Origin of the sequence: Empedobacter brevis (genome assembly GCF_965118635.1) — a bacterium.
GTDB lineage: Bacteria > Bacteroidota > Bacteroidia > Flavobacteriales > Weeksellaceae > Empedobacter > Empedobacter brevis_A.
The window spans coordinates 17,437-42,450 of sequence record NZ_CBCPHV010000006.1; the positions used below are offsets into that span (position 1 = coordinate 17,437).

Annotated in this window: 23 protein-coding genes and 1 pseudogene; 16 read left to right on the top strand and 8 right to left on the bottom strand. The window is 30.7% G+C overall.

What is annotated here, in order from left to right:
* Positions 1-4: 4 nt before the first annotated feature.
* From ureB to ACMHJW_RS09340, 9 genes are all read left to right on the top strand, one after another.
* Positions 5-373: an urease subunit beta gene (gene ureB / locus ACMHJW_RS09300; protein ID WP_413533138.1), complete on the top strand. Its 369-nt coding sequence runs from the start codon at positions 5-7 to the stop codon at positions 371-373.
* 1 nt (position 374) lies between these two features.
* Positions 375-2,096 (top strand): urease subunit alpha, encoded by a 1,722-nt coding sequence (gene ureC / locus ACMHJW_RS09305; protein WP_413533139.1) that lies wholly within the window; start codon positions 375-377, stop codon positions 2,094-2,096.
* 88 nt (positions 2,097-2,184) lie between these two features.
* On the top strand, positions 2,185-2,832 hold the full coding sequence (locus ACMHJW_RS09310; protein ID WP_413533140.1) for a hypothetical protein: 648 nt from the start codon (positions 2,185-2,187) through the stop codon (positions 2,830-2,832).
* Positions 2,822-3,325 (top strand): urease accessory protein UreE, encoded by a 504-nt coding sequence (locus ACMHJW_RS09315; RefSeq protein WP_413533141.1) that lies wholly within the window; start codon positions 2,822-2,824, stop codon positions 3,323-3,325. The genes ACMHJW_RS09310 and ACMHJW_RS09315 overlap by 11 nt, the downstream gene beginning before the upstream one ends.
* 8 nt (positions 3,326-3,333) lie before the next feature.
* Positions 3,334-4,023 (top strand): urease accessory protein UreF, encoded by a 690-nt coding sequence (locus ACMHJW_RS09320; protein ID WP_413533142.1) that lies wholly within the window; start codon positions 3,334-3,336, stop codon positions 4,021-4,023.
* 21 nt (positions 4,024-4,044) lie between these two features.
* A complete protein-coding gene (gene ureG, locus ACMHJW_RS09325) occupies positions 4,045-4,683 on the top strand; it encodes an urease accessory protein UreG (RefSeq protein ID WP_413533143.1) in 639 nt (212 codons plus the stop codon).
* The gene (locus tag ACMHJW_RS09330) at positions 4,683-5,465 is read left to right on the top strand and encodes an urease accessory protein UreD (protein WP_413533144.1); all 783 of its coding nucleotides are present in this window, start codon (positions 4,683-4,685) and stop codon (positions 5,463-5,465) included. The genes ureG and ACMHJW_RS09330 overlap by 1 nt, the downstream gene beginning before the upstream one ends.
* A gap of 16 nt (positions 5,466-5,481) precedes the next feature.
* Positions 5,482-6,369, top strand: coding sequence for an urea transporter (locus ACMHJW_RS09335; protein WP_413533145.1), 888 nt, complete (start codon positions 5,482-5,484; stop codon positions 6,367-6,369).
* A gap of 56 nt (positions 6,370-6,425) precedes the next feature.
* Positions 6,426-7,325 carry a helix-turn-helix domain-containing protein gene (locus ACMHJW_RS09340; protein WP_413533146.1) on the top strand — a complete coding sequence of 300 codons (900 nt, stop codon included), beginning with the start codon at positions 6,426-6,428 and terminating at the stop codon, positions 7,323-7,325.
* 23 nt (positions 7,326-7,348) lie between these two features.
* On the opposite strand, the gene murI is transcribed toward ACMHJW_RS09340, so the two are convergent.
* Both murI and ACMHJW_RS09350 read right to left on the bottom strand, forming a co-directional pair.
* Positions 7,349-8,158, bottom strand: a complete 810-nt coding sequence (murI, locus tag ACMHJW_RS09345) for a glutamate racemase (protein WP_413533147.1) — start codon at positions 8,156-8,158, stop codon at positions 7,349-7,351.
* Positions 8,159-8,300: 142 nt separating this feature from the next.
* A complete protein-coding gene (locus tag ACMHJW_RS09350) occupies positions 8,301-9,482 on the bottom strand; it encodes a CynX/NimT family MFS transporter (protein WP_413533148.1) in 1,182 nt (393 codons plus the stop codon).
* Positions 9,483-9,578: 96 nt separating this feature from the next.
* On the opposite strand from ACMHJW_RS09350, the gene ACMHJW_RS09355 reads away from it, so the two are divergent.
* The 4 genes from ACMHJW_RS09355 (at position 9,579) to ACMHJW_RS09370 (ending at position 15,433) form a co-directional block, all read left to right on the top strand.
* Positions 9,579-10,355 carry a helix-turn-helix domain-containing protein gene (locus ACMHJW_RS09355; protein ID WP_413533149.1) on the top strand — a complete coding sequence of 259 codons (777 nt, stop codon included), beginning with the start codon at positions 9,579-9,581 and terminating at the stop codon, positions 10,353-10,355.
* A gap of 169 nt (positions 10,356-10,524) precedes the next feature.
* Entirely contained in the window at positions 10,525-12,663 is a 2,139-nt protein-coding gene (locus ACMHJW_RS09360) for a TonB-dependent receptor plug domain-containing protein (RefSeq protein ID WP_413533150.1), read from the top strand.
* Positions 12,664-12,673: 10 nt separating this feature from the next.
* The gene (locus tag ACMHJW_RS09365; protein ID WP_413533151.1) at positions 12,674-14,068 is read left to right on the top strand and encodes an HmuY family protein; all 1,395 of its coding nucleotides are present in this window, start codon (positions 12,674-12,676) and stop codon (positions 14,066-14,068) included.
* A gap of 111 nt (positions 14,069-14,179) precedes the next feature.
* Positions 14,180-15,433 (top strand): T9SS type A sorting domain-containing protein, encoded by a 1,254-nt coding sequence (locus ACMHJW_RS09370; RefSeq protein WP_413533152.1) that lies wholly within the window; start codon positions 14,180-14,182, stop codon positions 15,431-15,433.
* 218 nt (positions 15,434-15,651) lie between these two features.
* Here the strand turns inward: ACMHJW_RS09370 and ACMHJW_RS09375 are convergent, their stop codons facing one another.
* Genes ACMHJW_RS09375 through ACMHJW_RS09390 form a run of 4 tightly spaced genes read right to left on the bottom strand, consistent with a single transcriptional unit; the run spans position 15,652 to position 19,393 of the window.
* Positions 15,652-16,689, bottom strand: coding sequence for a hemin-degrading factor (locus ACMHJW_RS09375; protein WP_413533153.1), 1,038 nt, complete (start codon positions 16,687-16,689; stop codon positions 15,652-15,654).
* Positions 16,686-17,474, bottom strand: a complete 789-nt coding sequence (locus ACMHJW_RS09380) for a heme ABC transporter ATP-binding protein (RefSeq protein ID WP_413533154.1) — start codon at positions 17,472-17,474, stop codon at positions 16,686-16,688. Before ACMHJW_RS09380 ends, ACMHJW_RS09375 begins: the two co-directional genes overlap by 4 nt.
* Entirely contained in the window at positions 17,474-18,505 is a 1,032-nt protein-coding gene (locus tag ACMHJW_RS09385; protein ID WP_413533155.1) for a FecCD family ABC transporter permease, read from the bottom strand. The genes ACMHJW_RS09380 and ACMHJW_RS09385 overlap by 1 nt, the downstream gene beginning before the upstream one ends.
* 18 nt (positions 18,506-18,523) lie before the next feature.
* Positions 18,524-19,393 (bottom strand): heme/hemin ABC transporter substrate-binding protein, encoded by an 870-nt coding sequence (locus tag ACMHJW_RS09390; protein WP_413533156.1) that lies wholly within the window; start codon positions 19,391-19,393, stop codon positions 18,524-18,526.
* Positions 19,394-19,645: 252 nt separating this feature from the next.
* Between ACMHJW_RS09390 and ACMHJW_RS09395 the strand changes: the two are divergent.
* The 3 genes and pseudogenes from ACMHJW_RS09395 to ACMHJW_RS09405 all read left to right on the top strand — a co-directional run bounded on the left by ACMHJW_RS09395 (position 19,646) and on the right by ACMHJW_RS09405 (position 23,323).
* A pseudogene (locus tag ACMHJW_RS09395) lies at positions 19,646-20,219 on the top strand (helix-turn-helix domain-containing protein).
* Positions 20,220-20,229: 10 nt separating this feature from the next.
* Entirely contained in the window at positions 20,230-21,054 is an 825-nt protein-coding gene (locus ACMHJW_RS09400) for a DUF3347 domain-containing protein (protein ID WP_413533157.1), read from the top strand.
* 4 nt (positions 21,055-21,058) lie between these two features.
* Positions 21,059-23,323: a multicopper oxidase domain-containing protein gene (locus tag ACMHJW_RS09405; RefSeq protein WP_413533158.1), complete on the top strand. Its 2,265-nt coding sequence runs from the start codon at positions 21,059-21,061 to the stop codon at positions 23,321-23,323.
* A 91-nt stretch (positions 23,324-23,414) separates the two neighbouring features.
* Here ACMHJW_RS09405 and ACMHJW_RS09410 read toward each other — a convergent pair whose 3' ends face one another.
* Both ACMHJW_RS09410 and ACMHJW_RS09415 read right to left on the bottom strand, forming a co-directional pair.
* Positions 23,415-23,993: a TlpA family protein disulfide reductase gene (locus tag ACMHJW_RS09410; RefSeq protein WP_413533159.1), complete on the bottom strand. Its 579-nt coding sequence runs from the start codon at positions 23,991-23,993 to the stop codon at positions 23,415-23,417.
* A gap of 2 nt (positions 23,994-23,995) precedes the next feature.
* Positions 23,996-24,970, bottom strand: a complete 975-nt coding sequence (locus tag ACMHJW_RS09415) for a TQO small subunit DoxD (protein WP_413533160.1) — start codon at positions 24,968-24,970, stop codon at positions 23,996-23,998.
* Between the last annotated feature and the right edge of the window lie 44 nt (positions 24,971-25,014).

The following is a 25,014-nucleotide window of genomic DNA, read 5'->3' on the forward strand; positions in this document are numbered from 1 at the left end:
AGAAATGATACCAGGAGAAATTTTTATAAAAGAAGGGACAATCGTTTGTAACGAGGGTAGAAATACAGTGAAAATTAATGTAATTAATACAGGAGATAGACCAATACAAGTTGGTTCTCATTTTCATTTTTTCGAAGTTAATAAAGCAATGCTTTTTGATCGTGAATTAGCTTTAGGAAAAAGATTAAACATTATTTCAAGTACAGCTATTCGTTTTGAGCCAGGTGAAGAAAAAGAGGTTGAATTAGTAGAAATCGCTGGAGATAAAAAAATGTACGGATTCAGCAATTTAGTTCAAGGTTCTATAGAATCAGCAGAGCAAAAAGAAAAAGCATTAGAGAATATAAAATCTCATAATTTTAAAAGTCTTTAAAATGAGTTTACAAGTAGATAGAAAACAATACGCAAATATTTTAGGACCTACAACGGGAGATAAAATACGTTTAGGAGATACAAATCTTATCATCGAGATCGAAAAAGATTTTGGAGATTATGGTGATGAGTCAATTTTTGGAGGAGGAAAAACTGTACGTGATGGTATGGGACAAAACTCTACAAAATTACGTGAAGAAGGTGTATTAGATCTTTGTATTACACGTGCAATTATTATTGATCACTGGGGAATTGTAAAAGCAGATATCGGAATCAAAGACGGTAAAATCGTAGGAATAGGTAAAGCTGGTAATCCAGATACAATGGACGGAATTACTGAAGGAATGATTATCGGAGCTTCTACAGAAGTACACAACGGAGCAGGAATGATTGTAACTGCTGGTGGTATCGATACACATATTCATTATATTTCTCCACAACAAATTAATACTTCTTTATTCAGTGGTATTACAACAATGATCGGTGGAGGAACTGGTCCTAATGATGGTACAAATGCAACTACAGTAACACCAGGAAAATTCAACATTCAAAAAATGATGGAAGCAACAGAGTCTTTCCCAATGAATTTTGGATTTTTTGGAAAAGGAAACTGTGCAACAGTTGAACCAATTCAAGAACAAATTGAAGCAGGAGCATTAGGAATAAAAATTCATGAAGATTGGGGAGCTACACCATCTACTATTGATGCTTCTTTAAAAGTTGCTGATGAATATGATGTGCAAGTTGCAATCCATACAGATACATTAAACGAAAGTGGTTTCTTAGAAGATACAATGGAAGCTATTAATGGTCGTGTTATCCATACTTTCCATACAGAAGGAGCTGGTGGAGGTCACGCGCCAGATATTATCAAAGCAGCAATGTATCCAAATGTATTACCAGCATCTACAAATCCAACACGTCCTTATTCAGTAAACACAATAGATGAGCATTTGGATATGTTAATGGTTTGTCACCACTTAAGTAAAAACATTCCAGAAGATGTTGCATTTGCTGATTCTCGTATTCGTCCAGAAACTATTGCTGCAGAAGATATTTTGCATGATATGGGAGTTTTTAGTATTATGAGTTCAGATTCACAAGCAATGGGACGTCCAGGTGAGGTAATTTCTAGAACTTGGCAAACTGCAAGTAAAATGAAAGATCAGCGTGGAGAAATCGCAGAAGATAAAGGTCACGATAATGACAACTTCCGTGCAAAACGCTACATTTCTAAGTATACAATAAACCCCGCAATCGCTCATGGTATTTCTGAATATGTAGGATCGCTAGAAGTTGGTAAAATTGCCGATTTAGTAATCTGGAAACCTGCAATGTTTGGTGTAAAACCAGAAATGATTGTAAAAGGAGGTTTTGTTGCAGGAAGCAAAATGGGAGATCCAAACGGATCTATTCCAACTCCACAACCAGTTATCTACAGAAACATGTTCGGATCTTTCGGTAAAGCTGTTCAAAAAACAAATGTAACATTCGTTTCTCAAGCTTCTATCGATAATGGAACTATTGAAAGCTATAACTTAAACAGAATTTTCTTACCTGTTAAAAATTGTAGAAATATTGGTAAAAAAGATTTGATTCACAACGATAAAACACCACAAATCGATGTGAATGCAGAAAACTACAAAGTATATGTAGACGGTGAATATATTACATGTGAACCTTCGGAAACTGTTCCGTTAGCACAATTATACCACTTGTTCTAAATCTTAGTTTATATAAAGGCTCAGAGAAATTCTGAGCCTTTCCAAAAAGAATTTAAAGAAATATTAATTCAGGTTTTTAAAGTAAAAAATGATAAACTTTAATAAAATAGTTTTTTCCATTGCAGTTGTCGGAATGTCGATGTTATCAGGAAGTATGAACGCACAAATATTGGGTGGAACGAGACTAAAAAGTGATGAAGACGGACCGAAAGGACAATTTATGTTGTACGGTTCATTGGATTATTCAAAACTATCAACTCCTACAAATAGTAGCAGTACAGTTTCTAGTTCACCAATTGGATTGGGATATTTTATCAACAATAATGATCTTATTGGGGTAAATTATGCTTATACACAAAATGTTGTCGACCATAATGTTGTAAACAAACTTAATGAAGCTGGAATATGGTATAGTCCGTCATTGTCTCTTGGTAAATATTTCTTGTTAATAGCACAGTTTGACGCACATTATGTTTGGGGACAACAACTTGCAACAAACTCAACATCGATGGAAGATTTCAACGGATTTCGTTTACGTGCATATCCAATGATAGGAATTGTTGTAGGTGGAGGTTGGGCATTGAAATTCAAATTTGCAGAACTTTCAATGTTACAAACAAAAGCAAATGAAGGATGGACAAAAAGCCATGTGGCAGGAATTAGCGGTTCTACGTTTGGAGTAGGTATTTCTAAAAATTTTGATTTTAGAAAAAAATCAAAACAAGATGATAATTAATGAACGAATAGGAAATATCGCTCAAAATTTAATCATAAATTCAGTCGATTATTTGGATTTAAATTGGTACGAAACGTCCAAAAGAATTCAACGTAAGAGAACAAGATCAGGAAAAGATGTTGCCATTAAATTTCTAAAAGAAAAACAACGTTTGTATGATGGCGACATACTTTTTATAGATGATGAAAGTACAATTGTTGTCAATGTTTTAGAAACAAAAACAATTGTACTTTCTCCTCAATCTATTCTCGAAATGAGCGCAATATGCCATGAAATAGGAAATAAACATTTGCCACTTTATAGTCAAAATGATTTATTACTTATGCCTTTCGAAATGACGATTTTTCGTTGGTTAGAATCGGCTGGTTATCATCCAGAAATTCAAGAATTAAAACTCCTGCATTTATTGAATGCAAATGTAGATCATCATCGCGAAAATAAAATAGGAGCTTCATTGTCTACAAAAGATCTGAAAATAAAATTATCTAAATAAGATAAATAATGAAACAAGAATTTTTAGCAAGTTTATTACATATCTCTGATCCTACATTACCGATTGGTGCTTATACACACTCGAATGGATTAGAAACGTATATTCAGAATGGAATTGTCAATAATAAACAAACAGCGCAAGAGTTTGTAGAAAATATGATAAAATATAATCTGAAATACAATGATGGAGCATTTGTAAAATTAGCTTACGAAGCAACTCAAAATTCAGATTTTAATGAAATTCTGAAATTAGATGAAGAATGTTCGGCTCTAAAAGCGCCAAAAGAAATCAGACAAGCAAGCCAGAAATTAGGATTGCGTTTAATCAAAATTTTTAAGCGTCGTGTAGAATCTGAATTCGTAGAAGAATACGAACGTAGAATAAAACAAAATGAAGCATATTCTAACTATGCAATAGTTTTTGGGATTTACACAAGTTTATTACAAATACCACTTTACGAAGCATTATTTGCTTTTTACTATACTTCGGCTTCTGGAATTGTAACAAATGCAGTAAAATTAGTGCCTTTAGGACAATTGGACGGACAAGATTTAATGTTCGATTTATACGAAACCATATCTCAAACAGCACAAGAAACCATCGCATTAGATAGAGAATATGTTGGGGTGTGTAATACATCTTTCGATATCAGATGTATGCAGCACGAACGTTTGTATTCTCGCTTGTATATGTCATAAATTTTATAAACAATATTCAAAATGGAAAATAGAAAATATATAAAAGTTGGAGTTTGCGGACCTGTAGGTTCAGGAAAAACAGCTTTACTAGAAAAATTAAGTAGAAAAATGTTTGCTGACTACGATTTAGGAGTTATTACAAATGATATTTTCTGCTCAGAAGATGCCAAATTCATGGCAAAAAATAGTCTTTTACCAGAAGAAAGAATCATTGGTGTAGAAACAGGAGGTTGTCCTCACACAGCGATTCGTGAAGATGCAAGTATGAACTTGGAAGCTGTTGATGAATTAGCAGATCGCTTTCCAAATATTGAATTAATTTTAATAGAAAGTGGAGGAGATAATCTAGCTGCAACTTATAGCCCAGATTTAGCAGATGTTACAATTTTTATTATCGATGTAGCAGAAGGGGAAAAAATTCCACGAAAAGGAGGACCTGGAATTCAACGTTCAGATCTATTAATTATCAATAAAATAGATTTAGCACCATACGTAGGAGCGAGTTTAGAAGTAATGGAGAATGATACAAAACGTATGAGAAATGGAACTCCTTTTGTTTTTACAAATCTAAAAACAGAAGAAGGTCTAGACAGCGTTATTGGTTGGATTAAAAAATATGCACTTTTAGAAGATATCGAAGAACCAAATCTTTTGAGATAATGGAATGTAGATTAGATATTGTTGCAGGATACAAGGAAGGGAAATCGTACGTAAAAAATTTGTACGTCGGTAAACCCTTCCGTGTTGTATCTGTTGGACAACGAAAAACAGATAATAAACTTTATCAAATGACGATGACTTCTTCTCCAGGAATTTTGAATGGAGACGATTATATTCTGAATATTGATGTAGAAGACAATGCAGCATTACAATTGCAATCGCAATCGTATCAAAGATTGTTTAATATGGATGATGAAGCCACTCAAAAATTGAGGATTAATATTCAGAAAAATGCATCGTTTGCTTATGTTCCACATCCAGTTGTTCCGCATGAAAATTCTAATTTCAAAAGTAGTGCTGAAATAACTATTGAAGATAATAGTCAAATTATTATTAGTGAAATTATTACATGTGGACGTAAACATTCGGGAGAAGTTTTTAAGCTAAAACGTTTTCAGAATTTAACTGAAATCTATCATCAGAACAAATTAGTTGTAAAAGATAATGTCTTAATTCAGCCCGATTTAATTCCGATTAATAGCATTGGTATTTTAGAAAATTATACTCATCAAGGAAGTTTTATTTTCTTTAGTACAAAACCAGAAACGGATAAAGTTGTATTGGTAGAAACATTATTAGAAAAGGCAAAACAACATACAAATGTAGAAATTGGTATTTCTACTTTAGATGGAAATGGTTTTGTCATAAGAGCTTTAAGTCAAGGAGGAGAAGCAATGTATAATTATTTTTTGGCTGCCCAAGATTTACTTTGGGAATTATAGAAACAAATAAAAAATCATGGAGAAAATTTTAACGAAAGTTCCATTTATAGATCAAGTTCTAAAAGGTTTAGGACAAATTATGTTACAAGAAAACAGGTTCACAGGATTATTGTTTTTAATTGGTATTTTCTTAGGAAGTATAGAAGGAGGAATAGGAGCAATTGTTTCAACAGCAGTAGCAACACTTACAGCAACATTGTTAAAGTATGATAAAGCAGAAATAAATGCTGGTTTATATGGATTTAGTGCTGCTTTAATTGGTGTTGCGCTAACATTTATGTTCGATTCTACATTTCTTTTATGGTTTTTCCTGATTATTGCTTCAGCTTTAGCCGCAATTATTCAACATTTTTTTATCAAGAAAAATATTCCAGTTTTTACTTTTCCATTTATTTTATTAACATGGATTTTAGTTTATTTTATTCACCATTTTACAACAATAGGGCCAGCGAATGTTAGCGATGTTCAACCTCTATTGGGTGCTGATGATTTGCTTACATCTACAAATGGTTTTGGAGAAGTTATATTTCAAGGCGGTCCAATATCTGGTATCATCTTTTTTATTGCTGTTTTTATAGGTTCGCCTGTTGCCGCTTTATATGGATTGGCAGCCTCAATTTTTAGTGCAGAAATAGCAAATTTATTCGGAGAACCAGTAGATCAAATTCACATGGGCTTATTTGGTTTCAACGCAGTTTTAACAGCAATTGTATTTGCAGGAACAAAAAAAATAGATGGTTTTTGGGTTTTATTCAGCGTATTTATCACTGTTTTGGTTGATGTTGTTCTTGTTAAATTAAATATTTTGGCAGCATTTGGCGGCGTTCTTACTTTTCCTTTTGTTGTTGCAAGTTGGTGTACATTATTAATAAAAAAATATGCCAATCGTTTTTTAGGAGTATAAAATAATTTGGCATAAAATTCGAAGTTTAAAAACAATTTCATTAAAAAAGCATTGCTATGGAAATGATCTCAAATTCACAATACAAAGAACTATTTCTTTCACATCTTAGTAATCAAATTTTAGGAAATAATGAGGATATACAATTGTATCGATTAGAATATTATCTCAAAGGTATTTTAATGCCTGTTATTCCATATAGAACAACCTTTAATTTTATCATGTTTGTGACAAAAGGAAGCATGAAACAATATTTAGAAAACAAAGAATATGAGGTAAATGCAAATGAAATAATTTTTATAAAACAAGGAACAATCACAGCAACAGTAGAAATGTCTGATGATATAGAAGGTTTCTTTTTAGCATACGAAAATCATATCTTATCTGAATTAGAGTTGCCAAAATATAAATCGAGTATTTTCTTAATGTCACCTTATATGTCACTTGATGCACTTACATTTCAGACAATTCATCAATTATTGGTTCTAATGGAACAAGAAATATTTTTGAATAGCCTTGAAATAAACGAGATCAGCATAGCGATGTTGCATGTTGTTTTATTAAAATTACTTAACATTGATTACAAAGAGATTCCAAGCACAACAACGCGCCCAATGGAACTTTCTTTACAATTCAAAGATTTGCTTTTCAAACATCATATAGAAGAGAAGAAAGTAACGTTTTATGCAGATAAATTATTCGTAACAGAAAATTATCTAAATAAATGCTTGAAAGATATCACACAGAAAAAACCAAAACAATGGATCAACGAAACAGATATCAATTACAGTAAAGCATTGTTACATTCGAGTAAAAGAATTTCTGAAATCGCATTTGAACTTAATTTTCAAACGGCTTCACATTTCACACAATTATTTAAAAAAGTAGCAGGAATCACACCAAAAGAGTACAGAGAACAAATTTGGAATGCTCAATCTTCCAAGGACCCTGTTTTTTAAAAAAAAGATTGAATATTATATTTTTAGATATCTAAGTGCGAAGCTGTGATTTTTTGACCATAAAAAATCGTTGTATTGGCTTGAAAACTTTCCACATCATCTGTTGTGTAAAATGTTACATTTCCATTTACTGAACACTGTTTTTGAACTTCTGGATGACGATCTAAATAATCAACTAATTTATTTGCAACTAATTCTCCTTGAGAAAGAATTGTAACATTTTTAGGAACATATTTCGAAATCACCGGAAGCAAAAGCGGATAATGTGTACAAGCTAATACAATTGTATCGATATCAGATGATTGAGCAAATAATCTTTGCAAATCTTTTTCAACTATATCGTGCGCAGCTTTGCTTTCTATTTCATTGTTTTCCACCAAAGGAACCCAAAGCGGACAAGCTAACTGAAAAACATCAATCGTTGGATGAAATTTGTTAATTTCTATTTTATACGATTCCGACAAAACAGTTCCTTGCGTTGCTAATATCCCAACTTTATTATTTCTTGTATACAGATTTATCGATTCTGTTGTAGGGCGAATAACGCCTAATACTTTTTTATTTTCAGGTAAATCATTCTGCTGAATTGTTCTCAATGCTTTTGCAGAAGCTGTATTGCAGGCAAGTATAACCAAATTACATCCCAAATCAAATAATTTGAAAACGCATTCTTTTGTGTATTCATAAACTGTTTCAAAAGAACGAATTCCATAAGGAACACGAGCATTATCACCCAAATAGATATAATCGTATTGAGGAAGTTTTTCTTGAATTTCTTTGAATACAGTTAATCCTCCATAACCAGAGTCAAAAACACCAATTGGTCCTTGCATTTTAGCTTATTTATGAGGAACAAATTTACAAAAAAGTTGTTCATTCTAATTGTTTCTGCAATTAAAATCAATTGACAGATTGATAGAATGAACAACTTTGTTTTTATTTTAATTAGGATCAAAAATCCTTGCTTTAGGCAAATTAATCTTCGATAAATTTTGGTTGAGAAGCTTTTATTCCAAAAAATGTTAAAATAATTAGACAAAAAATCAAAAAGTATAAAGAAGAATTCCAAGTAGAATCTAAATCATTTAATTTTCCGAAAATTGGAGGACCAAATGCCGCAATCAAATATCCAATAGATTGAGCCATTCCAGAAATTTTGATGGTTCCAGCCATTGTTTTCGATCTTAATGAGAAAAATAAGATAGAAAGACTAAAGGCAAAACCTCCTGCAACTCCAATTAAAATTGCGCTTAAATAACTGAACTCAGATTTGAAAACAATCAATGAAATAATTCCTATGAAATACAATAAAGATGTTATGTAGATCATAACTTTAGGATCTTTCATGCGCGAAGCTAAAATTGGACTTACGAACATTGCTGGTAACATAGCAAGTTGTAATACTGAAAATACCCAGCCAGCATCGGTTTTTGTCATTCCAAAATCGATTAATAAAGTTGGGAATAATGCAACTAAACAATAATAAATTAAAGATTGTAATCCCATAAAAACACTAATGTTCCAAGCTTGTTTTGATTTGAAAATATTGAATTTTACATTTTCTGATTGAACAGTTTTTTGTTGAGTTACTGTTTTATTTTTTAAAGAATCAATACTAACAATTATCAGCGCAAGTATAGCTCCGATTATCCAAATTCCAAGTGAACCTTTCCAACCTAAGTTTGTCCATTTTCCAATCGAAATGCTTAATCCTGAAGCTAATGCCGCGATTAAGCTCATCGAAACTGAAAAAATACCTGTCATAATTCCTATTTTAGCAGGAAAAGTATTTTTAATATAGGCTGGCGTTAAAACATTTCCAATACAAATTCCCAATCCTATTAACAACGAACCGATATAAAGCATCGAAATATTTCCGTAAACACGTACATATATCCCAATGATTAAAATGATTAATGAATAAATTAATCCATGTCGAATGTTAATTTTAGCAGTTGCTTTACTTACTAAAATTGAAAAAATAGCAAAGACAACAAGTGGTATAGAAGTTAATAAACTTGCCTGAAAGTTATCTATATGTAAGATGGATTTCATTTCATCTAAAATTGGACTAACCGCTGTAATTGGCGCTCTTAGATTAGTTGAAACTAAAATAATAACTGCAATTCCAATCCAACTATTTTTATTTTTTTCCATTGATTTAATATTTCTATTTCTTTTACAAAATTAAATATGTCGTTTTTATTAATTTTGCCATATATTACATTTAAAACGACAAATAATACTGAGTTGATGAAACAAATTGTGGGTGAATATTCCGATAACATGACTACCAATACTTATGTTTGGTACGAAAAGAATCGTAAAAATACGGATGAATTACATTCACATGATTATTTTCAATTGAATTATGTTGAAAAAGGTTATCAATACTTTCATATTGAACAAAAGATTTATTTAGTTCCTCAAAATCACGTGATTTGGATTCCGGCCAATAAATTACATTACACAACATCTGAAGCAAAAACTGTTAATCTAATGCTTATTTTATTTAAAAAGGTTTTTAAAGAAGATTTCTATAATGACATTCATGTTTTTGTTGCGCCTCCAATTCTGAAAGAAATGATGTTATATGCATCAAAATGGAATAAATTTTTGGTAGAAGAGAAAGAACAAGAGATTTTCTTAAACTCATTATTATATAGTTTGCCTCATTTTTGCCAAGAGAATAATAATTTAGAATTACCTGTTCTTGTTGATGCTCGATTAATTCCTGTGAGTGAATATATTCATTTTCATTATGCAACAAATTTTAGTTTAGATGAATTAGCAGAAAAAGCAAATATGTCTGTTCGAAATTTACAGCGAATTTTTAAGCAAGAAACAGGAATTACACTTCAGAAATACATGCAACTTGTTCGAATTTTAAGAAGTATTGAATTGATAGATACGAACCAATTTACATTAAGCGAAATTGCATATAAGGTTGGTTACAAAAGTTTGTCTGCTTTCAGAGCTTCTTATTTTGCGGTTACAAAAGCAAAACCTAAATTATATAATCATTCTTAATTTTTTTTCGAAAATCAAATTACTTCTTTCGTAGAAAAACGATGAGTTCAATCTAATTTTAACTTAATTCGGATAAATTAATTTAGAACAAATAAAAATAAATAAAAAAAATCGTTTACTTTTGCTTTATCAATTATTAGACTAATTCTAAATAATAAAACAAAGACACATGAAGAGGCGCTTTTTTCTATTAAGCTTACTTACTACAATTACTCTATACGCACAAGAAAAAGATTCTATTTCATCTCAGCCTACAATTGATTTGGATCAGACAGTCATTTCTGGGCAATACAATGCGCAATCTGTAAAAAAATCTATTTACGAAGTAAAAGTGATTTCGCAGGAAATGATAGAACGACAGGCTGGTAATACATTGGCTGATGTTTTGAATCAAACATTAAATATGAATATTATTCCAAGTTCATCTACTGGAAAATCTACAGTAAAAATGTTCGGTTTAGATTCTCAATATTTCAAAATTTTAGTGGATAATATTCCATTAATTAATGACGAAGGTTTAGGAAATAATACAGATTTAACACAAATCAATTTAGATGAAATTCAGCAAATAGAAATTGTAGAAGGTGCTATGGGAGTAGAATACGGAGTCAATTCTATTGCAGGAGTTATCAACATTATCACCAAAAAAGGCGGGAAAAATAAGTATGACATTTCAGCTACTTTGCAAGAAGAAACAATTGGTGATGAATATAATTGGAAAAATAAAGGGAGACATATACAATCCTTGAAAATCGGGCATAAATTTTCAGATAAAATCTATGGTAATTTAAGTTTTTCACGTAACGATTTTCAAGGGTTTTTTGATCATAGATTAGGAAAATATTATCCAAATAACGATGGTTTTAGAGGATATGAATGGTTACCAAAAGAACAAAATACAGCAAAAGCATTAATTCAATACAAAGAAGATAATTTACGCTTGTTCTATAAGTTCGAATATTTTAACGAAGAAACTAAATTTTATGATCCTAATCCTAGAGTTGAAGAAAATGTATCAACAAAAACATTTGATTCTTACGGTGATGATCGCGTTTATACAACAGATCGTATTTATAATCACTTAAATGCTTCGGGACGTTTTAAAGATGCAATTAATTATGATATTTCAATTTCGTACCAAGAACAAAAGAGAAAGTTAAAAACATATAATTTTGAGATTTTAAAAGGAATTGAAAATAATGTTGAAAAATTCGAATATGAAAGTCGTAAAGTTTACTACTCGAAAGGAATGTTCAGTAATTTTATAAACAAGAATGAATTCTTTGATTTTCAATTTGGTTATGAAATAGATCAAACCAAAGGATATGCTTCACCAGCATCGGGAGAATTTATCAAAAAACCAATTGAAAGAAAACTTGGAACTTATGATTTTTTTGCTTCTTCGCAAATTAATCTAAACAATAAACTTTCTTTTCGTCCAGGCGCACGTGTAATGTTTTCGGAACAGTTTAACACGCAATATGTAATGAGTTTGAGCTCGAAATATACATTTGGTAAAGATTGGGAATTGCGTGCAATTGTGGGAACAGCTCCTCGTTTACCAAATTATGATGAAATGTATTCTTATTTTGTAGATGTGAATCATGATGTAAGAGGAAATGATAAATTAACTCCTGAAAAAGGTATTTCTGCTTTTTTACATCTTAAAAAAGGCTTGAAATTCAATGATAATTTTTCGATAGAACAAAAAGTTTCGTTATGGAAAATTAATCTGAAAGATAAGATTGATTTGGTTATTGTAGAAAATATTCCATTAAGATATCAATTTAGAAATATCGATCAATATGATGTACAAGGAATAACATATATGAATCAATTTAATATCGGTCCATTTTACGGAGGTTTTGGTTTTACATTAACAGGAATCAAACAAGATATTGATCAAATAGCGCGAGTAAATACAGTTAAAAATAAGTATTTCTACACACCACAAGTCAATTCGAACATATCGTATACTTTACCAAAAACAAAAACAATTTTCTCAGTTTTTTATAAATACAACGGAAAAGAAGAACAATTTGTATCAGCAAAAAATCCTTCAAATCCAACTGAGCAGATTTTGGTAAAAGGAACGAAAGAAAGTTTTCATTGGATGGATGCTTCAATTAAACAAAACTTTTGGGATAATAAAATCAGTTTGACAATTGGATCTAGAAATCTATTTGATGTAAAAAGATTAAATGCTACTTCTTCAGATGGAGCGCATTCTACAGGATCTACAAGTATTTTATATGGTTATGGACGATCATATTTTGCGAAGCTAACATTTAACTTAGGAATTAATTAATCAAAAAATTATGAAAAAAATATTTATATATACCTTATTGTTTAGCTTTTTCTTTTTGTGGTCATGTAATGATGATGCTCATCCTCTTGGGCAAAAATTTGTAGTAGCTTTTAAAGATAGCAATGTTGATTTTAGCAAGATAGATAACGAACGAACGATTAATTTAGTTTATTCTGAAACTGCAGAACAAAATGGACAAATTCATATAAGAATTATAGAAGATAAAGCAACTTATAATGTAGATTATTCTACTTCGGTTGTTCCAACAAATCAGGAGATTATACTTCCGATAAAGAAAGGAGAAACATCGACAAGTTTCACTTTTAAGAATTTAATCTATCCATTTGATCGCTCTGATAAATCTATTCAATTCGAAATTACAAAAATTGATTATCCAGCTGCAATTATTCAAGGTTATAGTTCAACAATCGTTTCTTTCAGAGCCTCAATAGGAGGAACAATGAATCCACAAATTGGTGGGACAAATGAAGAATATCAAGTTTTTGTGGATTTAAGCAAAGATGTGCAAAGCGGAGTAAAAAGAGATTCTTGGGATCTAGGATTTTATAATGGTACAAATTTTAGAGTTGTACTTAATTCGTCTATTTATATGGCTGCAAAAGCATTAGACGAAACAGATATGTCTAAAGTAACAAGAGCTTCTGTTGCGAATTTAATGAATGAAGTAGCCGTTGGTACTTTCTCAGATTCTAATAAAGAATATATTGATCATCCTGCTGGAGAGATTTCTAAAACAGCAATTGGAGAGATTAAAGAAACAGATAATCCCGTTTATTTATTGAATTTGGGATACGAAGTAGGAAAAGGAACTCCGGCTAATGGTTCGGTATTAATTGCAGGAGAATCTCGAGGATGGAAAAAGGTGAAGTTTATTAAAAAAGATGAACAATATATAATGCAATATGCAAATTTAGATGATACAACTTTTCATGAAAAAGTAATTTCTAAAAATGCGACATACAATTTTCAACATTTCAGTTTTACAACAAATGATCTAGTGAATGTTGAACCACCAAAATTAGAATGGGATATAAGTTTCACAGTTTTTACAAATCTTATCGAAGGAAATGGTTCTTATGGTTATTCTGATTTTGTAATTAATAATTTAAAAGCAGGAGTAAAAGGATATCGCGTTGATGTTTCAAACGAAATTACGTATGATAATTTTAATAAAACAATGATTGATGAAACGAAGTTTTTAAATGATCAGCGTGCAATTGGCGACTCTTGGAGACAAGTAACTGCTCCTCAAAAATTATTTACAGATAGATTCTATATCATCAGGGATGCAGAGGATAATTATTATAAAATAAAAATGTTAGCATTTCTTAGTGCTTCTGGTGTAAGAGGTTATCCAAAATTTGAATATAAACTTATAAAATAACATACTCATTATTAGTGATTAGAATTCGTCAATCCGAGGCATACGGGTCAGAGTGTAATTTCTCGGATTGACTGTTCTAATTAGATTAACAATTAAAAAATTATTAAAATCATGAAAAACAAATTTACACTTTTAACAACAATTTTATTAACTTCTGTAGCTATAAATGCGCAAACTATAAAAGGAGAAGTTACAATGGGCGCTGCTTACGCAAATGATGTATATTATGGATTAGCAGATCAGTCTACTCAAGTTACAAATCGTGCAGATTGGGATATAGCATTTTACCGCAAATCAAATTATGCTACTGGAATTAGAATAAACGATGGAGCAGGAATTGAATTGTATGAAGCATCAAACGATTTTTCTACATGGAATTCAATAGATGTTGCAAATATTGATTCTTGGAAAATATTATATAATTCTGATATAAATTGGCAAGATGGGGCTTTTAACAAAGGTTCTGCAACTTATGGTTGGGGAGATTATAATATGGCAAATCACTATGTTCTAGGTAAAATTATTTTTGTATTAAAATATGCAACGGAAGAATATGTTAAAATAAAAATAGACAATTTGGCTGCACCTTTAGGAGAATATAATTTTACATATTCTAAATTGGTGAATGGATCTTGGACAGAAGATAAAAAAGTGAATCTTCCACATAAAACCAACCCAAATAATTTATTCAATTACTATAGTTTATTAAACGATAAAGCTACAACTCCAGAACCTGAACAAAGTAAATGGGATTTGAAATTTACAAAATATATTACACCAGTAACACCAAATGATGGATCTCCAGCTGTTATGTATCCAGTAACAGGAGTTTTACAGAGTGATTTGATAAAAGTAGCTAAAACAGAATCAGGAAATCCTACAGATGATAAAGCTTATATAGAAGATATTAATGCAATTGGTTATACTTGGAAAAGTTTATCAGGTTGGTCTTATGTTGTAAACCCTACAAATTATTTCATTAAAAATACATCAACAAAACAAATTTATAAATTAGTTTTCAAAACATTTGAAGGTTCTTCAACTGGAAAAATAACATTTGATTACGAAAATGTAACAGCGAGTTTAGGAACAACAGAATTGTCTAAAACGAAGTTTGATATTTATACAAATCCTTCTCAACCAAAGACAATTACGTTAGCTTATAATTCACAAGAAGCAAAATCATCTCCACTAAATATTCAAGTTTTTTCAATGAATGGACAATTGGTACATCAAGAAACGTATCAACCAACATCATCTTTCTCGAATAAAACAATTCAATTATCTAAACTTTCAGCAGGAATTTATATCGTAAGAGTACAAAATGCTGATAAAGTGGAATCGAAAAAAATAGTTTTGAAATAAAGTTTTGAGTACTTTATTTGTCTTTTGTGGTAGGTCGTCTTAATTGACGACCTTTTTTATTGCAAACAAAATAACAATCCGTTAAATCCTAACTAAAAATCTGATTACAAAGAAATGTTTTACAATTAATATTCTTAAACTAATCACACAAAAAATCCCGATTAACAAAATATTAATCGGGACAATAATTTAGTGAAATATAAAATTAGATAAAAAGATTATTTTAATTCAGCAATGATATCTCGCCATTCTTGCAATTCTGGAATACCAGGTTTTCTTTTTCCGAAGAACTGAACAATGATTTCTCCTTTGTCGTTAAAAACCTCGATAGCTGTTACAATTCCATCTTCAGTTGGCTTACGAACAATCCAAGTAGAATCTATTTTATTCATATCCAAATGCATATTGAAATCAGGATCCAAAATATTGAACCAGTTTTCATGCCACATTGTACGTTTTATTTCTCCTGTATGAATCTGAATATTTCCTTTGTTCCCAGTAAATACCATAATAGGCGTTTCTTTTTCAGCAGATTTTTCTAAAAGTTGAACAATCGCTTCATTAGAAATTTGTTTTGCATGATAATCTGTTGGAGCTAAACGTAACGCTTGTGTGCGTGTAACACCAAATTTTCTTAACATGGTAAAGAAGTTGTGCGTATCTTTCAGATCAATCCAAGCTTGATGAAATCCATCTACATCAATTTCTTCATCAGTTTTCTCAACTACATTATTTTCGATGATTTCTGTAGCAGGAATTGTTTGTTGATCTTCGTCTTTGTATTTCTCGACTAAAGTATCAAATGCTTCAACATTACTTTGTGGGACTAAATATATTTTATGAATTGCTTCACCATCTTTCCCGAAAAATTGTAAACTTTTTCGTTCTCCGTGTTCAGATTTTTCGACAACAGCAAAAGCAGTTTTCCAATGATTCAAGAAAATTCGCATGTCAATATCTTCTCCAACAAAAAGCTGAGCAAATGGCGAAGAAAAATCTCCATTCTGGTAAACTCCTTTACGTTCGTGCACACATTCGTTGTTACGCGTCAATGCCATTACTTTTCCAAGAGATTCTATTTCTTGTAGGATATCAGCAAATTCAGGTTTTAGTTTTGTAACATTATCACCTAATTGTGTTGCCAAAAGTTCCATCTCGCTAACGCCCAATTCTTTTGCAGCATTACGTATTCTAATTTTAGGTTGATTTGCTTTCAAATCTTCCCATTGTTTTTTTAAGTCTGTGATTGTGTTCATTGTAATTTTTTTTTACCAAATAAAATAAGTGGTTTTTGATCGATTGGATTTTTACAAATTGTACAAGGAAATTTATATATTTTAGAGATGATTTCTGGTTGGAAAACCTTTTCTGGACTATCTTGATAAACAATTTTTCCTTTGTTCATTAAGATCACTTCATCAGCAAACTGAGAAGCCAAATTAAGGTCGTGCATCACCATAATAACTAAGTTTCCTTTTTGTTTAAAATCATTTAGAATTTCTAACAAATTAAATTGATGAGAAACGTCTAAATTATTCAAAGGTTCGTCTAATAATAGTAGTTTTTGATTGACCTCATTTTCTAATTGAGTAAAAATACGTGCCAAATGTACACGTTGTTTTTCTCCACCAGAAAGATGAATGTAATCCCTGTCTTTTAAATGATTGATATCGGTTTTGGTCATCCAATAATCAACCGAATCATTGTCTTTTTGTTGAGGTGAATTTTGGAAATATGGATAACGTCCCATCAAAACAACTTCCTTTACCGAAAGTGGAATATCTGTTGGTTGATGTTGCGAAAATTTAGCTTTATGATGAGGTAAATCTTCTTTTTTCCAATTTTTAAGTGCAATATCTTTTAATCGAATAAGATTTGTATTAGGATCAATTTCATTTGCAATATAACTTAGTAATGATGATTTTCCTGCTCCGTTTGGACCAACAATTGCAATCATTTTACCTGCTTCTGCATCAAATGAAATCATATCTAAAATCTTGAATGATTTGTGTTGATAATTGATATCTTTTACCGTTAACATTACAAAGATTTTTTATAACTCATTAAAATCGAAATAAACACAGGAGCTCCCATTAATGAGGTTAAAATTCCGATAGGAATTTCCGAAGGAGCAACTAATGTACGGCTTATTGTGTCTGCAACAATAACTAATATTGCGCCTAAAAAAGCAGATAATGGAAGAATGATAACATAGTTTGATTTAAAGATTAAGCGTAAAATATAGGGAACGATTAATCCTACAAAACCAATTGTTCCTGTAAATGAAACAATCGTACCAACTAATAAAGCTGAAAAAACAATGATTTGTCTTTTTGTTTTTTCCACATTAATTCCCAAATGCTCGGCGTCTCTTTCACCTAACATCATTGCGTTTAATGTTTTTCCTTTTCCGATTAAAAAGAAAAAACTTACGCTAACAACGGTTACTAAAATTAAGATTTTGCTCCAGTTAGCACTTGCAATACTACCTAATGTCCAAAATGTTAAATTACGTAATTCTTCTTCTGTAGATAGATATGTCAAAAGACCTGTTGCAGATCCGCAAAGAGCAGAAATGGCAACTCCAGCTAATAAAAGAATGGTAATATTTGTTTTTTGATGATGAGAAGAAATTCTATAAACAAAAACAGTTGAGCATATAGCACCTACAAATGCCATTAAACTAAGTAATGAGTAATGAATAATCTCTGGAACAAAATCTTTAATATATCCTCCTAAAACAATTGTAATTGCTGCAAATAGAATACTTCCTGATGTTATTCCAATTAAATCTGGAGATGCCAAAGGGTTTTTAAAAATTCCTTGTAAGCATGTTCCTGCCACTGCCAAACCAGCACCAACTAAAATAGACATGATAATTCGTGGTAATCTCAAGTCGAAAAGTACATAATAATCGCTGTCATTAATTGCTGTTCTATTGGTAATCGCCTTATTGATAATAGATAGGATAGATTCGTTAAATTGATAAACACCCAAAAATAATGCAAGAACTGCAAGACCAAAGATGCCTAAACTTAACAAAGAAAGATGTATTCTAATTTGCGGATACATATTGTTTTAGTCTTTTTTTTATTTTTGAAGTAATTGATTTAATTCTGCTGTAGCTTGTCCAACACGAGGTCCAAAACCAGAAATTAATTGCCCATCCATTGCGATGATTTTTTTATTTTTTCCAGCATTTGTCGAAGCAACACCTTCCAACTTTGTAACTCCATCAATTCCTCCAATGCTTTCTAATCCTTTATCAAACATTAAGATATAATCAGGATTTGCTTTAACAACAGCTTCTGGCGTTAATGGTTTAAAATCTTCAAATTCTGTAATTGCATTTTGCCCTCCAGCAATTCCAATTATTTTTTCCATTGGTGTATTTGTTCCAGCAACCATTAAGTTTCCTGCTCCACGCGCATAAATAAAAAGAACTTTTGGTTTTGAAGCTAAAGGTTTTACAGCTTTTAAATCGTTATCAATTTTAGTTGTAAGCGCGTCAAAATCTTTTTTATTTAGAGATGTTGCAATAGTTTTAATTAATTCTTTTGTTCCATCTACAGAATATTCTTGTTTAATAATTTCAGTTTTAATTCCTGCATTATTTAATTGAGAAATCTGTTCAGGCGTCAAATCTTTATCAGTTGCATATACTTTTGTAGGTTTCAATGCCAAAAGAGATTCAATAGATAATGAACGAGTATGTCCCAAATCTTTTGCTTTTTCTTTTACAGATGTAGGATAAGTACTTGTCACATCCACGCCAACAAGATTATTTTCTTCGCCTAAATCAGCTAAAATTTCAGTAATAGCACCATTCAAAGAAACAATTTTTTCGTTCGAAATAGTAGCTTCAGTTTTTACATTTTCTGTAGCTTCATTTTTTGCTTCTTTCGTATTACAGCTAGCTAATAAAGCTATTATTGCAGTAGAAATAAATAGTCTTTTCATGTTATTTATATTAAGTCTAAATTAAAATACAAATATTGCAAAAAAGATTCAGTTAGACAACACTTATTTAAAAATAAAAAATAAAATAATTCATCTACCAAGGACAGTTTTAGTTAGAAAAGATGAATCTGAAAATTATATACATCATCTTCCAAATTGTATAAGTATTTTGAAATGCAGTTCTACGAAATTTGTAATAGAAGATTTTGTAAATTTAAGTGCAATTAAATGGCTCAAATTCGGAAATAGAATATGGAAAATACAAGTAAATTATTTATAAAAAATATGGTTTGTCATCGCTGTAAAGTAGTGGTTGGGCGAATTTTGAAGATGAATAACATCGAAACAAATCATATCGAATTGGGAGAAGTTGAATTGAAAAATCCAATTGATTCGGAACAATTGCAATTGATCCGAAATGAATTGGAAGAAGTCGGTTTTGAATTGATTGATGATAAAAGAAGCAAATTAATAGAACAAATAAAAACATTGATTATTCAATTGGTTCATCAAGAAAATAACGAACTAAAAGTTAATTTATCTGATTATTTGAGCGAAAAAACAAAATTAGATTACAAATATATTTCGAATCTTTTTTCGGAAATGGAAGGGCAAACAATTGAGAAATATTTTATTCAACAAAAGATAGAAAAAGTAAAAGAATTAATGATTTATGACGAATTATCATTGAGTGAAATAGCATTTCAATTGAATTATTCGAGCGTCGCACATCTTAGTGCACAATTCAAAAAAAGTAACAGGTTTGACGCCTTCTGTTTTCAAGCAATTAAGTAAAAATACGCGTCGAGCAATTGATAAAATCTAAACTGAAAATCATGAAAAAATATAGTGTTTTAATCATCGGAAGTTTCTTTGCTTTTAGTGTAAATGCACAATTCAAAAATCAAGAAACAAAAGAATTTGAAGTAAAAGGAAATTGTATAAAAGCAAAAGAATTAATAGAAAAAGTAGGAAATCAACCTCGAATTTCGAAAGTCAATTTTGATAATGAAACTCAAATGGCTTCAATTTCTTACAATAAAGACAAAACAAATTCGAACGAAATCTTGAAAAAAATTGCATTAGCAGGTTTTGATAATACAGTTTATATGGCTCCTGATGAAGCTTATGCGAAATTGGGAAAAGATTGTCAATATTCTCGTGATAAAAAAATGAACATGAATCATCATGAAATGAATCATTCTAATCATCAGATTGAAAATGCTCAAGAAAAAAATCAATTATCTCAACTTTTTGATTCTTATTTTTCGTTGAAAGATGCATTTGTAAAAGGAGATGAAAATGAAATATCAACACAAATTTCATCTTTTTCAAAATCGATTGCAGCTATAGATATGACGAAACTTTCGGTAGAATCTCATTTAGTTTGGATGCAAGTTTTGAATGATTTAGAAGCAACGTCTAATCAATTAATCCAAGAAAAAAATATTGAGAAGCAGCGTTCAATTTTTGCAAAATTATCAGAACCAATGTACAAATTAGCGCAAAAGGCAAAGCTTGGTTACACTGTTTATTATCAAAATTGTCCTATGTTCAAAGGTGGTTCAAATTGGTTGAGTAAAGAAGAAAGTATTCAAAATCCATTTTATGGAAATATGATGTTGACTTGCGGAAGTACGATTGAAACCATTAAAAATTAACTGGATGAAACAGTTAATTTTACTACTTATTATTTATTTATCATCTACTTTGAATGCTCAAAAACGAGTAGAATATGATTTATTTGTGCGTGATACGATTGTTAATTTTTCAGGAAAAGAAAAAAGAGCAATTTCTGTAAATGGACAAATTCCGATGCCAACTTTAGAGTTTACACAAGGCGATACAGCTGTTATTCGTGTACATAATAAATTGAATGAAGATACATCTTTGCATTGGCACGGTGTATGGTTGCCAAATAAGGAAGATGGAGTTCCGATGTTAACACAAATGGGAATAAAACCAGGAGAAACGTATACCTATTCATTTCCGATTATCCAAAACGGAACACATTGGTATCATAGTCATTCGGGCTATCAAGAACAAATAGGAATGTATGGTTCTTTGATTTTGAAGAAACGTAAAGATGATCCAACTTTCCGAAAAGGAATTGATGATTTGCCCGCAATTCCAGTAATGTTGAGCGAATGGACAGATCTTAATCCAAAAAATATTCAACGAATGTTACACAATGCGAATGATTGGGCAGGAATAAAAAAAGGTTCTACTCAAAGTTACGCAGAAGCGATTAAGGAAGGTTATTTCAAAACAAAACTAACCAATGAATGGAAACGTATGTTGGCAATGGATGTGAGTGATGTTTATTATGAAAAATTCTTAATAAATGCAGAAAACGAAAGTCAATTAACTCAATTCAAAGCAGGAGATAAAGTGCGTTTACGAATTTCAAATGGTGGAGCATCTACTTACTTTTGGTTGCGTTATGGTGGAGGAAAAATGACAGTTGTTGCTAATGATGGAAGTGATGTAGAACCTATAGAAGTCAATCGTTTGATAATTGGCGTTTCCGAAACATATGACGTTATTGTAACAGTTCCAGAAGAAGGTTTCTCATACGAATTTCAAGCAACTTCTGAAGATAGAACTGGTTCAGCTTCGTTGTTTATTGGTGAAGGAAAGAAACAATTGATGGAACCTCTTCCTAAATTAAAGTATTTCGAAGGAATGAAAATGATGAATGACATGATGAAGATGAATGGAACGATGAATGATATGGGAATGAAAATGAGCTTGCAGCAAATGGATATGAATGCTGTAATGTATCCCGAAATTTCTGGCGAGGCAAAGAAGAAAAACAAAAAATCTAAACAAGTTTCTACAGAGAATTATTCAGAAATGAATCATCAAGAAATGAGTAATATGAATCATTCTTCACACGGAAAACCTACTTCAAATATCATAACATTGAATTATGGAATGTTGAAATCTCCTGAAAAAACATCACTTCCGAAAGATGCTCCAATAAAAGAAATGCGTTTCGAATTAACAGGAAATATGAGTCGCTATGTTTGGAGTATGGATAACAAAGTATTTTCAGAAACAGATAAAATTCCAGTTAAAAAAGGCGAAATTCTAAGGATTACATTGTATAATAATTCAATGATGCGTCATCCAATGCATTTACATGGATTCGATTTTCGTGTTATCAATAAAAATGGTGAATATTCTCCACTGAAAAATGTATTGGATATAATGCCAATGGAAACAAATGTGATCGAATTTGAAGCAAATACAGAAGGCGATTGGTTTTTTCATTGTCATATTTTATACCATATGATGGCAGGAATGAACCGTGTTTTTGAAGTTGGTGATTATCAAAATCCAAATATTCCAAATAAGAAACATGCTTATAAAATGTTGCAAATGGAAAGTAATATGAAGTATGTAAAGGCAGAAAATGATTTTGCAACAAATGGTTTAGATGGAACAGTTATGGTACAAAATGCACGTTGGGCATTAACATCAGAATGGAATATAGGTTACAAATCTGAGTATGGTTATGAAGTGGAAACTCATTTAGGACGTTTTATTGATCGTAATCAATGGTTTCAAGCTTTTGTAGGATTTGACTGGAATCAACACAAAAAATTAACAAAACATGAAAATGTAGAAAAGAATATTTTTGGTCAAAAAACAGATCGAAATAAAGGTTTATTCAGTGCTGGTTTTGTATATAAATTACCAATGTTAATTGATTTCCAAACCGAAATTTATCATACAGGAAAGTTTCGATTACAATTAAAAAGAGAAGATATTCCTGTTTCAAAAAGAATTCGCGCAGGTTTTATGTGGAATACAGATAAAGAATATATGGGCGAATTAAGTTATATTTTAAATAGAAATATACACATCCGAACACATTATGATAGTGATATGAAATTTGGAATAGGATTGAAACTCGTTTATTAGAAAATTAAATAATTCGTAAATATTAGGAATGATAAAAAAAGCTTCGAAAATTTTCTCGAAGCTTTTTTAGTTTTATAACTTACGAAAATGTTTAATTCATCGCTTTTAATTCATTCAAGAAATCAATAATATCTTGTCCAGAATAATCGGCCATTCCCATTGTTGTATGTGCAATATTTCCTTTTTTATCTAAAATAATCGTAGTTGGTAAAGAACCGTTAAAAAAATCTGTCGGAATACTCGAATTCGGAAAAACAACAGGCAACGATAAATTTTTACGTTTCATAAATTTCGCAGCTTTATCACGTTTTCCTTCGATTTCAACGGTTAAAATAATAATGCCTTTATCATCTTTTACTTTATCATATAGTTTTTGGATAGAAGGCATTTCCGCAATACAAGGCGGGCACCAAGTTGCCCAAAAATTCATAAAAACAACTTTACCTTTCAAATCTTCCATATTAATTGCTTTTCCATCAGCATAAACCATTTCGAATGTATAATTCGCTTCTGATTTTGATAGAGATTTTGGATTAACTTTTTCCAATTTTGGTTCAAATAAACCTAATTTCATTAAGCCTTGTTGCATCATCGCTTTTGCTTCTGGTACAAAAAGTAAAACCAAAGCAAATGCTCCTATGATTATTGTTGAATAATTTCTTTTTAACATTGTTATAAATTTGTTAGTGTTTGTTCCCATTGTAATCCACTTATATCGGTTAAAGTCACTTTGTGAATTTTGTCTGAAATATCAAAATTTAGAGTTGCTTTCGCGCCCAAAGGTAACACCAAACTATGTTTGTGCGGTGTAACTTTTGCTACATAATAATTCGAAATTTGTTCTTTTTTTAAGTTTGATAAATCTTTCATATCCAAACTTTTTATTAGTTCATTTTCATCATTATGAAAATCAATTTGTATCAAAAAAGAACCGTAAACATCTGCGCCTTCAATTCGCATTACATCAAATGAAACTTTATTCTGATGTTGTTTCAAGTTCGATATTTCTACTTTTGGTTTAACAGATTTATTGTGCAAAGTTCCATAAACTCCACCATGAAAAACCTGATTTGTAAATAAAGTAATGAATAAAATAAAGAAACTAAAACCTACGAAATAAGGGCTATATTTTTTGATCGAAACTGAAATCCAATTATTCTCTTGTTCTACAAATTTATTTTTATGAAGGAAATAATCGAACGAAATTTTGCCAGAACCAGCCTGAAATAGTGTAAAACCTCCAGCTAATCCTAAAACACCAATTTGCCATTCGTCCAAACAAGTTGTTCCAATCCAGCCAGAACCAAGTAAAATTCCCATTGCTAAAAAGAAAACACCAATGCTCATCGTTCGTGTTTTGTAACCTAACATTAGAAGTAAACCAACAATTCCTTCAATAATGGTAAAAATCCACATGTTCCAAAGTAAAGCTTCAGGATTTTCGACTAAATATTGAATAAGAGGTTTGATGAAAAGGGCATTTGGTAAAAAATGATTGAATTTTTCGCCAATATAACCGGCAGCTTCAGGATCGAGTTTATTTTCTAAAATTAAACGTCGCCAAAAAGCAGAAAAGTATGTCCAACCAATGACTAAACGCAGTGCCAAGACAGCATTTCCCATTGATAAAACAGATTTATTTTGCATATTTTTTTTATAAATGATTGAATATTTTGATTTAATTAATGTTG

What these genes read in the sequence shown, in the direction of transcription:
- ureG (WP_413533143.1), top strand. Translation starts at nt 4,045, where the DNA reads ATGGAAAATAGAAAATATATAAAAGTTGGAGTTTGCGGACCTGTAGGT.
- ACMHJW_RS09385 (WP_413533155.1), bottom strand. Translation starts at nt 18,505, where the DNA reads ATGTATCCGCAAATTAGAATACATCTTTCTTTGTTAAGTTTAGGCATC.
- ACMHJW_RS09410 (WP_413533159.1), bottom strand. Translation starts at nt 23,993, where the DNA reads ATGTTAAAAAGAAATTATTCAACAATAATCATAGGAGCATTTGCTTTG.
- ACMHJW_RS09315 (WP_413533141.1), top strand. Translation starts at nt 2,822, where the DNA reads ATGATAATTAATGAACGAATAGGAAATATCGCTCAAAATTTAATCATA.
- ureC (WP_413533139.1), top strand. Translation starts at nt 375, where the DNA reads ATGAGTTTACAAGTAGATAGAAAACAATACGCAAATATTTTAGGACCT.
- ACMHJW_RS09400 (WP_413533157.1), top strand. Translation starts at nt 20,230, where the DNA reads ATGAAAAAATATAGTGTTTTAATCATCGGAAGTTTCTTTGCTTTTAGT.
- ACMHJW_RS09375 (WP_413533153.1), bottom strand. Translation starts at nt 16,689, where the DNA reads ATGAACACAATCACAGACTTAAAAAAACAATGGGAAGATTTGAAAGCA.
- ACMHJW_RS09335 (WP_413533145.1), top strand. Translation starts at nt 5,482, where the DNA reads ATGGAGAAAATTTTAACGAAAGTTCCATTTATAGATCAAGTTCTAAAA.
- ACMHJW_RS09330 (WP_413533144.1), top strand. Translation starts at nt 4,683, where the DNA reads ATGGAATGTAGATTAGATATTGTTGCAGGATACAAGGAAGGGAAATCG.
- murI (WP_413533147.1), bottom strand. Translation starts at nt 8,158, where the DNA reads ATGCAAGGACCAATTGGTGTTTTTGACTCTGGTTATGGAGGATTAACT.
- ACMHJW_RS09355 (WP_413533149.1), top strand. Translation starts at nt 9,579, where the DNA reads ATGAAACAAATTGTGGGTGAATATTCCGATAACATGACTACCAATACT.
- ureB (WP_413533138.1), top strand. Translation starts at nt 5, where the DNA reads ATGATACCAGGAGAAATTTTTATAAAAGAAGGGACAATCGTTTGTAAC.
- ACMHJW_RS09370 (WP_413533152.1), top strand. Translation starts at nt 14,180, where the DNA reads ATGAAAAACAAATTTACACTTTTAACAACAATTTTATTAACTTCTGTA.
- ACMHJW_RS09360 (WP_413533150.1), top strand. Translation starts at nt 10,525, where the DNA reads ATGAAGAGGCGCTTTTTTCTATTAAGCTTACTTACTACAATTACTCTA.
- ACMHJW_RS09320 (WP_413533142.1), top strand. Translation starts at nt 3,334, where the DNA reads ATGAAACAAGAATTTTTAGCAAGTTTATTACATATCTCTGATCCTACA.
- ACMHJW_RS09340 (WP_413533146.1), top strand. Translation starts at nt 6,426, where the DNA reads ATGGAAATGATCTCAAATTCACAATACAAAGAACTATTTCTTTCACAT.
- ACMHJW_RS09365 (WP_413533151.1), top strand. Translation starts at nt 12,674, where the DNA reads ATGAAAAAAATATTTATATATACCTTATTGTTTAGCTTTTTCTTTTTG.
- ACMHJW_RS09380 (WP_413533154.1), bottom strand. Translation starts at nt 17,474, where the DNA reads ATGTTAACGGTAAAAGATATCAATTATCAACACAAATCATTCAAGATT.
- ACMHJW_RS09415 (WP_413533160.1), bottom strand. Translation starts at nt 24,970, where the DNA reads ATGCAAAATAAATCTGTTTTATCAATGGGAAATGCTGTCTTGGCACTG.
- ACMHJW_RS09350 (WP_413533148.1), bottom strand. Translation starts at nt 9,482, where the DNA reads ATGGAAAAAAATAAAAATAGTTGGATTGGAATTGCAGTTATTATTTTA.
- ACMHJW_RS09310 (WP_413533140.1), top strand. Translation starts at nt 2,185, where the DNA reads ATGATAAACTTTAATAAAATAGTTTTTTCCATTGCAGTTGTCGGAATG.
- ACMHJW_RS09390 (WP_413533156.1), bottom strand. Translation starts at nt 19,393, where the DNA reads ATGAAAAGACTATTTATTTCTACTGCAATAATAGCTTTATTAGCTAGC.
- ACMHJW_RS09405 (WP_413533158.1), top strand. Translation starts at nt 21,059, where the DNA reads ATGAAACAGTTAATTTTACTACTTATTATTTATTTATCATCTACTTTG.